Annotated in this window: 10 protein-coding genes; 6 read left to right on the forward strand and 4 right to left on the reverse strand. The window is 62.5% G+C overall.

The genetic code is table 11. The features are described 5' to 3' along the window. The first annotated feature begins 50 nt into the window (after positions 1-50). The 3 genes from HBO05_RS18550 to ilvD all read left to right on the forward strand — a co-directional run bounded on the left by HBO05_RS18550 (position 51) and on the right by ilvD (position 4,763). Entirely contained in the window at positions 51-1,247 is a 1,197-nt protein-coding gene (locus tag HBO05_RS18550; RefSeq protein WP_057960898.1) for a class I SAM-dependent rRNA methyltransferase, read from the forward strand. Positions 1,248-1,493: 246 nt separating this feature from the next. Beyond that, the gene (locus HBO05_RS18555) at positions 1,494-2,693 is read left to right on the forward strand and encodes an MFS transporter (protein ID WP_172313660.1); all 1,200 of its coding nucleotides are present in this window, start codon (positions 1,494-1,496) and stop codon (positions 2,691-2,693) included. Between the two features lie 228 nt (positions 2,694-2,921). Beyond that, positions 2,922-4,763 (forward strand): dihydroxy-acid dehydratase, encoded by a 1,842-nt coding sequence (gene ilvD, locus HBO05_RS18560; protein WP_169954950.1) that lies wholly within the window; start codon positions 2,922-2,924, stop codon positions 4,761-4,763. 168 nt (positions 4,764-4,931) lie between these two features. Here ilvD and HBO05_RS18565 read toward each other — a convergent pair whose 3' ends face one another. Beyond that, on the reverse strand, positions 4,932-5,930 hold the full coding sequence (locus HBO05_RS18565) for a haloacid dehalogenase-like hydrolase (protein ID WP_169955047.1): 999 nt from the start codon (positions 5,928-5,930) through the stop codon (positions 4,932-4,934). Positions 5,931-6,232: 302 nt separating this feature from the next. Here HBO05_RS18565 and HBO05_RS18570 point away from each other — a divergent pair, with 302 nt between their 5' ends. Continuing rightward, positions 6,233-7,624, forward strand: coding sequence for an L-cystine transporter (locus HBO05_RS18570; protein WP_170042142.1), 1,392 nt, complete (start codon positions 6,233-6,235; stop codon positions 7,622-7,624). Between the two features lie 67 nt (positions 7,625-7,691). Here HBO05_RS18570 and HBO05_RS18575 read toward each other — a convergent pair whose 3' ends face one another. Beyond that, positions 7,692-8,204, reverse strand: a complete 513-nt coding sequence (locus HBO05_RS18575; protein WP_172313662.1) for a dihydrofolate reductase — start codon at positions 8,202-8,204, stop codon at positions 7,692-7,694. Positions 8,205-8,273: 69 nt separating this feature from the next. Between HBO05_RS18575 and HBO05_RS18580 the strand changes: the two genes are divergently transcribed. Next, positions 8,274-9,653, forward strand: coding sequence for a DUF2868 domain-containing protein (locus tag HBO05_RS18580; protein WP_172313664.1), 1,380 nt, complete (start codon positions 8,274-8,276; stop codon positions 9,651-9,653). Then, on the forward strand, positions 9,646-11,013 hold the full coding sequence (locus HBO05_RS18585; protein WP_169954954.1) for a DUF3482 domain-containing protein: 1,368 nt from the start codon (positions 9,646-9,648) through the stop codon (positions 11,011-11,013). The genes HBO05_RS18580 and HBO05_RS18585 overlap by 8 nt, the downstream gene beginning before the upstream one ends. Here the strand turns inward: HBO05_RS18585 and HBO05_RS18590 are convergent. Beyond that, entirely contained in the window at positions 11,010-11,564 is a 555-nt protein-coding gene (locus tag HBO05_RS18590) for a phosphonate degradation HD-domain oxygenase (protein WP_172313666.1), read from the reverse strand. The genes HBO05_RS18585 and HBO05_RS18590 overlap by 4 nt on opposite strands. Positions 11,565-11,705: 141 nt before the next feature. Beyond that, entirely contained in the window at positions 11,706-12,731 is a 1,026-nt protein-coding gene (locus HBO05_RS18595) for a putative 2-aminoethylphosphonate ABC transporter substrate-binding protein (RefSeq protein ID WP_172313668.1), read from the reverse strand. Positions 12,732-12,740 lie beyond the last annotated feature (9 nt).

A 12,740-nucleotide genomic window follows, 5' to 3' on the forward strand; every position in this document is an offset into this window, starting at 1 on the left:
AACAACGACACAACACGGTATACTCCCGCTCTTTTTTCCGGAGCGACGTCATGTCCCTGCCAAGCCTGCGTCTCAAAGCCAACGCCGATCGTCGTTTGCGCAACGGCCACCTGTGGGTCTACAGCAACGAAATCGATGTGGCCGCCACCCCACTCCACGGCTTCCAGGCAGGCGACCAGGCCATCCTCGAAGCGGCCGGTGGCAAGACCCTGGGCATCGTGGCCATGAGCCCAAACAACCTGATCTGCGCGCGCCTGCTGTCGCGCGACATCAAGTTGCCATTGGACAAGTCGCTGCTGGTGCACCGCCTCAACGTCGCCCTGTCCCTGCGCGACCGCTTGTTCGACAAGCCGTTCTACCGCCTGGTCTACGGCGACTCCGACCTGTTGCCGGGCCTGGTGGTCGACCGTTTCGGCGATATCCTGGTGGTGCAGATCGCCTCGGCGACCATGGAAGCCCATAAAGAAGACGTGATCGCCGCACTGACCCAAGTGCTCAAGCCCAGCGGCATCCTGTTCAAGAACGATTCCGCCGCGCGCGACGCCGAAGGCCTCAACCGCTACGTCGAAACCGTGTTCGGCCTGGTGCCAGAGTGGGTTGCCCTGGAAGAAAACGGCGTGCAATTCGAAGCCCCGGTGATCCAGGGCCAGAAGACCGGCTGGTTCTACGACCACCGCATGAACCGTGCACGCCTGGCCCCGTATGCCAAAGGCAAGCGCGTTCTCGACCTGTACAGCTACATCGGCGGCTGGGGCGTGCAAGCTGCAGCGTTCGGCGCCAGTGAAGTGTTCTGCGTCGATGCCTCGGCCTTTGCTCTGGATGGCGTAGAGCGCAACGCCGCGCTGAACGGCGTTGCCGAGAAAATGACCTGCATCGAAGGCGACGTGTTCGAAGCCCTCAAAGAATTGAAAGCCAGCGAAGAGCGCTTCGACGTGATCGTCGCCGACCCACCGGCCTTCATCAAACGCAAGAAAGACATGAAAAATGGCGAGGGCGCCTACCGCCGCCTGAACGAGCAAGCCATGCGCCTGCTCAGCAAGGACGGCATCCTGGTCAGCGCCTCGTGCTCCATGCACCTGCCTGAAGACGACCTGCAAAACATCCTGCTGACCAGCGCCCGCCATCTGGACCGCAATATCCAGATGCTCGAACGTGGCGGCCAGGGCCCGGACCACCCGGTGCACCCGGCGATTGCCGAGACGCGCTACATCAAGAGCATCACGTGCCGGTTGCTGCCCAATAGCTAAGTAACACGCAGATCAAAGGTGGGAGTGGGCTTGCCTGCGATAGCGGTGTATCAGTTACAGATTTTTAATCTGTTACACCGCTATCGCAGGCAAGCCAGCTCCCACCTTTTTTTGTGCAGTGTCAGAAAGATTTTCCTACCTTCGCCAGCCACGCGCCCCCAGGAAATTTCCTTCAAAGGTTTTGATTGAATTCCACTTTTTGCAGACTAGTATCGGTTTCTGGCTTTACTGCGGAAAACAAAAACAATGTCTGATTCCACCTGCTCGCCCGTCCTCGATGGCCCAGCCAAACGCCAGTATTTTTCCCGCTTCATCCTGATCACCTGCATTTCCCTGATCAGTTTCTTCCCGATCAATATCCTGCTGCCTTCATTTCCGGCCCTCGCCGCCAGGTTCGACACGCCCAGCGCCAATGTCGCGCTGTCCATCAGCCTGTTTACCCTGGTCTTTTCGGTCTCCCAACTGATCGCCGGCCCACTCTCGGATAAATGGGGGCGCAAGGAAGTCCTGCTTGGCTGCATCACACTGTCGATCCTGGGGGCGATAGGCTGCACGCTGGCACCGGACTACCTGACCTTCCTGCTGTTTCGCAGCGTGCAGGCCATGGGCTGTGGCTTCTTCGTGCTGGGCCACGCCCTGGTGGAAGACCTGTTCGAGGAGCAGGACCGGGCTCGCGTGCGCCTGTATTACATGACCCTGAGCGGCTCGTTCGTCGCCCTTTCGCCGCTGATCGGCTCCTGGCTGCAAACCACCTTTGACTGGCAAGGCAGCTTCTACGGGTTCGCGGTGATGGCATTGGGCATGTTGATCCATGCGCTGTGCATCCTGCCCACCAAGTCCGCCAGCCCCCATCGCGCATCGGTGTCGATCATTGCCACGTTGAAAGCCGTGGCCGGCAACCGGGACTTCCTGCGCTACTGGTGGATCGCCGCACTGGTGTTCGCCTGCTACTTCGCCTTGATCAGCGTCACACCCCTGATGTTCATGGATGGGCTGAAACTGTCCGAATACCAGTACGCCCTGGTGCTGATGGTCTACGGCGTGGCCTATCTGCTGGGCGGCATGGTGGCCTCGTTTCTGCAAAAACGCATCTCGCTGGCCCGGCAAATCAATATCGGCCTGGGGTTACTGCTGGTGGCCGGTGTGCTACTGATGCTGATCGTCAGCCTTGACGCCATCACCACCATAACCCTGCTGATCCCGATGCTGATCAGCGCCCTGGCCGTGACCCTGGTGCGCCCGGCGGCCATTTCGGCGGCGATGCTGTTGTTCTCAAGCAGCGCGGGCACGGCCGCCTCGGCGGGCAACAGCATCATGTTCCTGACGGCCGCCATCAGCAGCGCAGCCCTTGCGCAAACCGGAACGCATTTGCTGATGACCATTGCCGCAAGCTTTATCGTCTTCAGCCTCTGGGGCTGGCTGACAAATACGAGGGTCGGGCGATAAAGCCCCGGGACATGCTTCTCGCCATTCCCTCCCGACGCCAGCGGTGTAGAATCGACCCTATTCATCGCCAGTCATCCCCCGGCGGGTTTATGAGCTCAAGGCCAATGCGCACGGCGATCCCGTAACGTTTGCGGCAACTTCCGGACACACGGCTATTTCTGAGTGTTCCAGACGTCAATAGAAGCTCACTCCCCTATTTAGTACCTGATTAGCCGCCCGGAGTGCTCCATGCCAGATTACCGCTCGAAAACATCCACCCATGGCCGCAACATGGCCGGCGCCCGCGCACTGTGGCGTGCCACGGGGATGAAAGATGACGACTTCAAGAAGCCGATCATCGCGATTGCCAACTCGTTCACCCAGTTCGTACCGGGCCACGTCCACCTCAAGGACCTGGGCCAACTGGTCGCCCGCGAGATCGAACGTGCTGGCGGCGTAGCAAAAGAATTCAACACCATTGCCGTGGATGACGGCATCGCCATGGGCCATGACGGCATGCTGTATTCCCTGCCGAGCCGCGAGATCATCGCCGACTCCGTGGAGTACATGGTCAACGCCCACTGCGCCGACGCCATCGTCTGCATCTCCAACTGCGACAAGATCACCCCCGGCATGCTGATGGCCTCCCTGCGCCTGAACATCCCGGTGATCTTCGTCTCCGGCGGTCCGATGGAAGCCGGCAAGACCAAACTCGCCTCCCACGGCCTGGACCTGGTGGACGCCATGGTCATCGCCGCCGATTCCAGCGCTTCTGACGAGAAAGTCGCGGAATACGAGCGTAGCGCCTGCCCGACCTGCGGTTCGTGCTCCGGCATGTTCACCGCCAACTCGATGAACTGCCTGGTGGAAGCCCTGGGCCTGGCCTTGCCGGGCAACGGTTCGACACTGGCCACCCACAGCGACCGCGAGCAGCTGTTCCTGCAGGCCGGCCGCACCATCGTCGAACTGTGCAAGCGTTACTACACCGACAACGACGAGTCGGTATTGCCACGCAATATCGCCAACTTCAAGGCGTTCGAAAACGCCATGACCCTGGATATCGCCATGGGCGGTTCCACCAACACCATCCTGCACTTGCTGGCCGCAGCGCAAGAAGCCGAGATCGACTTCGACCTGCGCGACATCGACCGCCTGTCCCGCCACGTGCCGCAGTTGTGCAAGGTCGCGCCGAACATCCAGAAGTACCACATGGAAGACGTGCACCGCGCCGGCGGGATCTTCTCGATCCTAGGCTCCCTGGCCCGTGGCGGCCTGCTGCACACCGACCTGCCGACCGTGCACAGCACGTCCATGGCCGAGGGCATCGCCAAGTGGGATATCACCCAGACTGACGACGAAGCCGTGCACACCTTCTTCAAGGCCGGCCCGGCCGGCATCCCGACCCAGACGGCCTTCAGCCAGTCGACCCGTTGGGACACCCTGGACGACGACCGTGAAAACGGCTGCATCCGCAGTGTCGAACACGCGTACTCGCAAGAAGGCGGCCTGGCCGTGCTCTACGGCAACATCGCCCTCGACGGCTGTGTGGTGAAGACCGCTGGCGTGGATGAGTCGATCCACGTGTTCGAGGGTCGCGCCAAGATCTACGAAAGCCAGGACAGCTCGGTGCGCGGCATCCTCGCCGACGAAGTGAAAGAAGGCGACATCGTGATCATCCGCTACGAAGGCCCGAAAGGCGGCCCGGGTATGCAGGAAATGCTCTACCCGACCTCGTACCTGAAATCCAAGGGCCTGGGCAAAGCCTGTGCGCTGCTGACCGACGGGCGCTTCTCGGGCGGCACTTCGGGCCTGTCCATCGGCCATGCTTCGCCAGAAGCCGCTGCCGGTGGCGCGATTGGCCTGGTGCAGGATGGCGACAAGGTGCTGATCGACATTCCGAACCGCTCGATCAACCTGTTGATCAGCGACGAAGAACTGGCCGCACGCCGGGTCGAGCAGGACAAGAAAGGCTGGAAACCGGTGGAGAAGCGTCCGCGCAAAGTCACCACCGCCCTCAAGGCCTACGCCCTGCTGGCCACCAGTGCCGACAAGGGTGCGGTGCGTAACAAGGCCATGCTCGACGGCCTGTAAGCCCCGCCCATAAAAATGCCCCGCCACGTGCGGGGCATTTTTTTGCCTGCCTGAATTGCCAAACCACAGGAGATCAAATGTAGGAGCTGGCTTGCCTGCGATCCAGGCGACTCGGTCTGCCTGCCACACCGCAGTGATGCCATCGCAGGCAAGCCAGTTCCCACAGGGTTACTGGATTTCATCGGGCTTGACGATCACCCAGTTCTTGTCCGCCGTCACCGCCAGCCCTTCCTTGGCCTGGGCCGCCGCATGCTTGGCCATCATGCCGTTGAGCTGGGTCATGTACTTGTCCTTGCGGTTGATCCACAAGTGGATGCCACCCTTGGCCACGTCCACATCGTGAAACAGCATGTAGCCGTCGCTGGTAGGGGTGTCGCCGCCGACCAGTAGCGGTTTTTTCCACTCGTCGATGTAGGTGAGGATCGCCGCATGCTTGCCGGCCATCCAGGTCGCCGGGGTCCACAGGTAGGGGGTCAGTTCCAGGCCGAGGTTGGCCTTTTCATCGTATTTGCCGGCGCTGATCTGCTTGCGGGCAGTGGTCAGCTCGCCAGTCTTGCGATCCTTGAGCAACAGGCTGACCCCGATGACATTCTGCGGCTTGACGTTGTAGCCGTACTTCGGATCGGAGGCGACCATGCGCACCAGCTCTTCAGAGGCGGCGGTCATCACGTACACGTCGATGCCGTTTTCCATCAGTTTGTTGTACAGCTCGGTCTGGCCGGTGAAGATTTTCGGCGGTTGCACCTCCATGTTCTTCACCACATCGCCTTCAAAGTAGGTGACCGGCACCGGTTTGCCGGAGGCCATCAACTCATCCACGTAACCCTTGAGTTCCTTGAGGGTAAAGCCTGAAAACACCTGGGCGACCCACGGGTAGCAGACCATGTCGTCCACTTCGCACAGGCGATAGTAGTAACTGAACAGACTTTCCTTGTGCTCGGCGGTGTCTTTGAACGGCATAAGCTTGAGCGATGGATCGAGACTGTCGCGGGTGATCAGGCCCTTGTTTTCCATGTACGGCAACAGCGACTCTTCGAGGTCGAAGCGGTAGCTGGTGTTGTCCATGTCGAACACCGCGTAATTGCCCTTGTTGGCGTTGGCCGCAATCATTTCATTGAGTTGCTTGGCGGCGGGTGCCGGCCAGTGCTTCAACTCGGTGGCGGCCATGACCTGGCTGGCAAGCCCGAGGCACAGCGCGGCGGCAAACAGTCTCGACGTGAGCTTCATGTGCGTTTTCTCCCTGAGTGAAAGACATCGACGCTAACAAATCCGTGTGACCGTTCCCGGCACCAGCACGACCGTCTGCGTCCTGAAACCGCCACCAGCATATGTCAGGGCGCCAGGCCCTTATTCCAAAAACGACAGTAGTCATTCCATAAAGGTATTAAATCAATATATTTCAAGCTGTTAGGCTTTCCGGTTCGCAGTCGCACGCTCAGGCGACTGGCAGCCATTTACTTGGAGCTTCAATGAATCTGCCGCTGATTCTCAATCTGCTGGTGTTCCTGGCCTTATTGCTAGGCCTGGCCCAAACCCGTCGCACCCACTGGAGCCTGGCCAAGAAGGTCTTGCTGGCCCTGGTGCTCGGGGTGGTGTTTGGTGTGGTCCTGCACACCATCTACGGCGCCGGCCATCCGGTGCTCAAGGCCTCGATCAGTTGGTTCGACCTGGTGGGCAATGGTTATGTGCAGCTGTTGCAGATGATCGTGATCCCGCTGGTGTTCGCCTCGATCCTCAGCGCCGTGGCCCGCCTGCACAACGCCGCGTCCCTGGGCAAGATCAGCTTCCTGACCATCGGCACGCTGCTGTTCACCACCGCCATTGCGGCGCTGATCGGTATCGGCCTGACCAACCTGTTCGGCCTCACCGCCGAAGGCCTGGTGGCCGGCACCCAGGAACTGGCACGCCTGCAGGTGATCCAGAGTGACTACGCGGGCAAGGTCGCCGACCTGAATATCCCGCAGTTGCTTCTGTCGTTTATCCCGCAAAACCCGTTTGCCGACCTGGCCCGGGCCAAGCCGACGTCGATTATCAGTGTGGTGATCTTCGCTGCGTTCCTGGGGGTTGCCGCGCTGCAACTGCTCAAGGACGATGTGGAAAAAGGCCAGAAGGTGCTGAACGCCATCGACACCCTGCAAGCCTGGGTGATGCGCCTGGTGCGCCTGGTGATGAAGCTGACTCCTTACGGGGTGCTGGCACTGATGACCAAAGTGGTCGCCAGTTCCAACCTGCAAGACATCATCAAGCTCGGCAGTTTTGTGCTGGTGTCCTACCTGGCGCTGGGGCTGATGTTTGTGGTCCACGGCCTGCTGCTGTCGCTGGCCGGGATCAACCCGCTGCGCTTCTTTCGCAAAGTATGGCCGGTGCTGACTTTTGCCTTCACCAGCCGCTCCAGCGCGGCGAGCATCCCGCTGAGCATCGAGGCGCAGACCCGCCGCCTGGGCATCCCGCAGTCCATCGCCAGCTTCGCCGCCTCGTTCGGCGCGACGATTGGCCAGAACGGCTGTGCCGGCCTGTATCCGGCGATGCTGGCCGTGATGGTGGCGCCGACCGTGGGCATCAACCCGCTGGACCCGCTGTGGATCGCAACATTGGTGGCGATTGTGACCTTGAGTTCAGCCGGCGTGGCCGGTGTGGGCGGCGGTGCGACGTTTGCCGCGCTGATCGTGCTACCGGCCATGGGCTTGCCGGTGGCGTTGGTGGCGTTGCTGATTTCCGTGGAGCCGCTGATCGACATGGGCCGCACGGCGTTGAACGTGAATGGTTCGATGACCGCCGGGGCGATTACCAGCCAGATCATGCAGCAGACCGATAAAAAGCTGCTCGATGCCGATGAGCATGCTGAGTTGGCGCAGGCCTGATAGAGCGCTATCGCCGGCAAGCCGGCTCCTACACGGTCCTGTAGGAGCCGGCTTGCCGGCGATGCTTTTAGGCCTTTTCCCAGACTTCGAAGTTGTATGCCGGCTTGTCGCCTTCTGCCGGATTCTGCACATTCGACACCAGCGTCCACCGGTTCAAGTCAAACTCCGGAAACCACGCATCCCCCTGCGGGCTCAACGCAACCCGCGTCAGATACAGGCGATCCGCCTGCTCCAGCCCCTGCGCATACAGTTGCGCGCCGCCGATCAGCATCAGCTCATCCACGCCCTGCTCCAGCGCCCAGGCCTCGGCCCGCTCAATTGCCGCATCGAGGGACGGAAAAACTTCCGCACCTTCGAGCACCAGATCGGTCTGACGGCTGACCACTATGTTCAAGCGACCCGGCAACGGTCGACCCAGGGAGTCCCAGGTCTTGCGCCCCATAATGATCGGCTTGCCCAGGGTGGTGGCCTTGAAATATTTGAAATCCCCCGGCAAATGCCAGGGCATGCTGTTGTCGACGCCGATCACGCGGTTTTCACCGAGGGCTGCGATCAGGCTTAAAGGGAAAGTTTTTTTCATGGCGACGAGAATACCAGAGGCGCGGGCCAGCGGTTATGCTCCAGGCTCACTGACACAACAGGACGGCGCGTGACTGCTCTGAACCCCCTGCACACACTCTGGCTGACGGAAACCGTGCGCCTGCGTGAAGAACACGCCGGCCCCCTGGAAGACCAGGAAGCCAATCGCCTGGCCCGCAGCAGCGACGGCGACCTGCCGACGCGCATTCAAAACCGCGCGTTGTGGCTGGCCGAGCGTGACGGCCTGCGCGCCGCCCTGCTGCATTGGCTGCAAGGCGCACGCCTGGCGCTGATCGTGCTGATGGTGCTGGCCATCGTCAGCGGCGCTGGCCTGGCCTTCGCCGCCCTGGGCAACGGCCTGGCCCCGGTCAATGTGTTCTGGGCCCTGGGCAGCCTGCTGGGCTTGAACCTGATCCTGCTGCTGAGCTGGGCCCTGGGCTTGCTGTTTGCCGGCGAACACAGCGCCAGCCTCGGCCGCCTGTGGTTGTGGCTCAGCGAAAAACTCGCCCGCGATGCCAAGGCCGCGCAACTGGCGCCAGCGCTGTTGTTGCTGCTGCAACGCCATAAGCTCAACCGCTGGGCGGTGGGTGTGCTGGTCAATGGCCTGTGGCTGCTGGCACTGTGCAGCGCGCTGGTGATCCTGCTGACGCTGATGGCCACCCGGCGCTACGGGTTTGTCTGGGAAACCACCATCCTTGGCGCCGACACCTTTGTCAGCGTGACCCAGGCCCTGGGCAGCCTGCCCGCGCTGCTCGGTTTCAGCGTACCCAGCGTGGAGATGATCCGCGCCAGCGGCGATTCGGCGCTGAATATCGAGAGCGCCCGCCAGGCCTGGGCTGCGTGGCTGGTAGGGGTGTTGCTGGTTTATGGCTTGCTGCCAAGGCTGATCCTCGCCGTGCTGTGCCTATGGCGCTGGAAACGCGGGCGCGCAGCCTTGGGCCTGGACCTCAACCTGCCCGGCTACAGCCACTTGCGCGAAGCCTTGATGCCCAGCAGCGAACGCCTTGGCGTCAACGATGCCGCGCCGCCGCAGTTGCACCACGTCAGCGGCGGTGCCAGCGACCTGCACAGCGATGGCGCCCTGCTGGTGGCCATCGAACTGGACGACCAGCGCCCCTGGCCGCCCAAGTTGCCGGCCACGGTCAAGGACGCCGGCATCCTCGATAGCCGCGAATCGCGCCACAAACTGCTGGAGCAACTGACCCGCTTCCCGCCGGCACGCCTGCTGATCGCCTGCGACCCACGCCGCTCGCCGGATCGCGGCAGCCTCGCGCTGATCGGCGAGCTGGCCCGCAGCGCCAGCGCTACCCGCGTCTGGCTGCTGCAAGCGCCACCGGGCCAGGCGCTGGATGCCGAGCGCCTCGGCGATTGGCACAGCGCGTTGCAGCAACTGGACTTGCCCTTCGCCGATTGCGCGCCGCTCACCTGGCTGGAGTCCGGTCATGACTAAACCCCTGAAACTGGCGGTGGTCGGCCACACCAACGTCGGCAAGACCTCGCTGCTGCGCACCCTGACCCGAGACGTGGGCTTTGGCGAAGTGTCCCACCGCCCCAGCACCACCCGGCATGTCGAAGGTGCACGCTTGTCGGTCGACGGCGAAGCCTTGCTGGAGTTGTACGACACCCCAGGCCTGGAAGATGCCATCGCCCTGCTCGACTACCTCGAACGCCTCGACCGCCCCGGTGAACGCCTGGATGGCCCGGCGCGCCTGGCGCGTTTCCTCGAAGGCAGCGAAGCCCGCCAGCGCTTTGAGCAGGAGGCCAAGGTCTTGCGTCAGTTGCTGGCGTCCGACGCCGGCCTGTACGTGATTGACGCCCGGGAGCCGGTACTGGCCAAGTACCGCGACGAGCTGCAAGTGCTGGCCAGTTGCGGCAAACCGCTGCTGCCGGTGCTCAACTTTGTCAGCAGCGCCGAACACCGCGAGCCGGATTGGCGTGAAGCCCTGGCCCGCCTGGGCCTGCACGCGCTGGTGCGCTTTGACAGCGTGGCGCCCCCCGAAGATGGCGAGCGGCGGTTGTATGAAAGCCTCGCCCTGTTGCTGGAAAGCTCGCGGCCACAGCTGGAACGGCTGATCCTCGACCAGGAAGCCCAGCGCCAGGCGCGCCAGCTAAGCGCCGCGCGCCTGATCGCCGAGCTGCTGATCGACTGCGCCGCGTGCCGGCGCAGCGTGGTCACCGAGGATGAACAGCAAGCCATCAGCGATCTGCGCAAGGCCGTGCGCCAGCGCGAACAACGTTGCGTCGAGGCCCTGCTCAAACTCTACGGCTTCCGCCCGCAAGACGCTGCGGCCAGCGACCTGCCGTTGCTGGACGGGCGTTGGGGTGATGATTTGTTCAACCCCGAAACCCTCAAGCAACTGGGGGTGCGGGTCGGCGGCGGGATTGCCGCGGGGGCCGCCGCCGGGGCCGGTGTGGATTTGCTGGTGGGCGGCCTGACCCTGGGCGCAGCCGCCCTGGCCGGGGCGATTGCCGGCGGCGCGCTGCAAACCGCGCGCAGCTACGGCAGCCGTCTGCTGGGCAAGATCAAGGGCCAGCGCGAACTGACCGTGGATGACAGCGTGTTGCGCCTGTTGGCCCTGCGCCAGCGCCAGTTGCTCAAGGCCCTGAACCTGCGCGGGCATGCGGCGCTGCACAGCATCAAGGTCGACACCCCGCAGGACAAGAGCTGGCGCGAAGGCAAACTGCCCGACGCCTTGCACAAGGCGCGCGCCCATCCGCAATGGTCATCGCTCAACCCTCACCCAAGGTTGAGCCAGGCCGAGCGCCAGGAACAGATCGAGGCCCTGGCCCAACGCCTGGACGAGGCCTAGGCCGCCAGCAGTTGCCGGGCCTTGGCCTTCAACACCTCAAGGTCGAGCAGCGGCACGTGCATTTCCTTGGCCTGTTCATCCCAGTGGCGCATGCGCAGGCTCACCGCGCACAGCGGGTCCTGCTCGAACGCGCGGGCCTCGTCGGCCGTCATCACCCCGCCCTGATAACCCAGGGTGCGGCGGCTGGCCTCGCTCAAGCGTGCGTAATAGTCCGGCTGGCTGAAGGTCAGGTAACGCTTGGCCTGCACGTGATACTCCACCAGTTTCGCCAGGCGCTCGCTGAACCCGGCGCGCCGCAAGTAATCGGCGCCCAGGCGTTCGTGGCTGACCACGCCGTAGCCACCCATGTTCGCGCCACCCTGGCCGCAGATATGTCCGATGTCGTGAAAGAACGCCGCCAGCACCACTTCATCGTCGAAGCCTTCGGCCATGGCCCGTTGCGCGGCCTGGGACATATGCTCGATCTGCGACACCGGCTCGCCGATATAATCGGCAGCGCCATGCTGTTCATACAGAGCAAAGACCTCGGCGACTACCTGCTCAGCTTTCATTAGGCCTCTCCCCAGAATTAAGTGATGTAGCGAATTGCAGACCACTATTGCAGGCAAGCCAGCTCCCACATTTTGAATTGTGAATACCTTCAAATGTAGGCGCTGGCTTGCCGGCGATGAGGCCCTCAGCCCATCGAACAGTTACTGACCCGCCACCTTCTCCGATTTGCCGTCATAGCGCTTGCGCCATTCAGCCAGGATGTTGTCACGGTTCTTCGAGGCCCAGGCAAAATCGTTCTTGATCAGGCGCTGCTCATAGTCCGCCGGCAATTCGGTCTGCGGCTTGGCAATGCCCGGCTGGGCCAGCACCGCGAAGTTTTCCTTGTACAGCTCCATCGCTGCGGGGCTGGCGGAGAAGTCGGCGAGTTTCTGCGCTGCTTCCGGGTGGGCCGTGCCCTTGATCAGCGCAGTGGCTTCGATATCCCAGCCCAGGCCTTCCTTGGGCAAGACGATGTCCAGCGGCGCGCCCTGGCGTTTCAACTGTACCGCCGGGTATTCGAAGGAAATGCCGATCGGGAACTCACCCGAAGCCGCCAGCTTGCACGGCTTGGAACCGGAGTGCACGTACTGGCCGATGTTCTGGTGCAGGTCATCCATGTACTGCCAGCCCTGCTTCTCACCGAAAGTCTGCAACCAGGCGCTGACGTCGAGAAAGCCGGTGCCGGACGACGCCGGGTTAGGCATGACGATCTTGCCCTTGTACTCGGGCTTGGTCAGGTCCTGCCAGCTGATGGGTTTGCTCAAGCCCTGTTTCTCGGCTTCGACGGTGTTGAAGCAAATCGTCGCGGCCCACACGTCCATGCCGACCCAGGCCGGTGGGTTGGCGGCGTCGCGGTAGTTCTTGCCAATCTTGTCCAGATCCTTTGGCGCATAGCTTTGCAGCATGCCTTGCTGATCGAGGATCGCCAGGCTGGAAGCCGCCAGGCCCCACACCGCATCGGCTTGCGGGCGGGCTTTTTCTGCCAGCAGCTTGGCGGTGATGATGCCGGTGGAGTCGCGCACCCACTTGATCTCGACGTCCGGGTTGGCCGCCTCGAAGGCTTTTTTGTAGGTCTTCAACTGCTCGGCTTCAAGGGCCGTGTACACGGTCAACTCGGTCTTGGCAGCAAAGGCATTCAGGCTGAACGCGGTGAGCACAGCAGCGGCGAGGGCCAGGGGCTTGAACATGGTGCGTTT

Origin of the sequence: Pseudomonas sp. WS 5079 (assembly GCF_012985465.1) — a bacterium.
Classification (GTDB): Bacteria; Pseudomonadota; Gammaproteobacteria; order Pseudomonadales; family Pseudomonadaceae; genus Aquipseudomonas.

Bases quoted from the DNA above. Each gene is read 5' to 3' on its own strand.
- HBO05_RS18575 (WP_172313662.1), bottom strand. From the start codon at position 8,204: ATGAAAAAAACTTTCCCTTTAAGCCTGATCGCAGCCCTCGGTGAAAAC.
- HBO05_RS18585 (WP_169954954.1), top strand. From the start codon at position 9,646: ATGACTAAACCCCTGAAACTGGCGGTGGTCGGCCACACCAACGTCGGC.
- HBO05_RS18570 (WP_170042142.1), top strand. From the start codon at position 6,233: ATGAATCTGCCGCTGATTCTCAATCTGCTGGTGTTCCTGGCCTTATTG.
- HBO05_RS18595 (WP_172313668.1), bottom strand. From the start codon at position 12,731: ATGTTCAAGCCCCTGGCCCTCGCCGCTGCTGTGCTCACCGCGTTCAGC.
- HBO05_RS18590 (WP_172313666.1), bottom strand. From the start codon at position 11,564: ATGAAAGCTGAGCAGGTAGTCGCCGAGGTCTTTGCTCTGTATGAACAG.
- ilvD (WP_169954950.1), top strand. From the start codon at position 2,922: ATGCCAGATTACCGCTCGAAAACATCCACCCATGGCCGCAACATGGCC.
- HBO05_RS18550 (WP_057960898.1), top strand. From the start codon at position 51: ATGTCCCTGCCAAGCCTGCGTCTCAAAGCCAACGCCGATCGTCGTTTG.
- HBO05_RS18565 (WP_169955047.1), bottom strand. From the start codon at position 5,930: ATGGCCGCCACCGAGTTGAAGCACTGGCCGGCACCCGCCGCCAAGCAA.
- HBO05_RS18555 (WP_172313660.1), top strand. From the start codon at position 1,494: ATGTCTGATTCCACCTGCTCGCCCGTCCTCGATGGCCCAGCCAAACGC.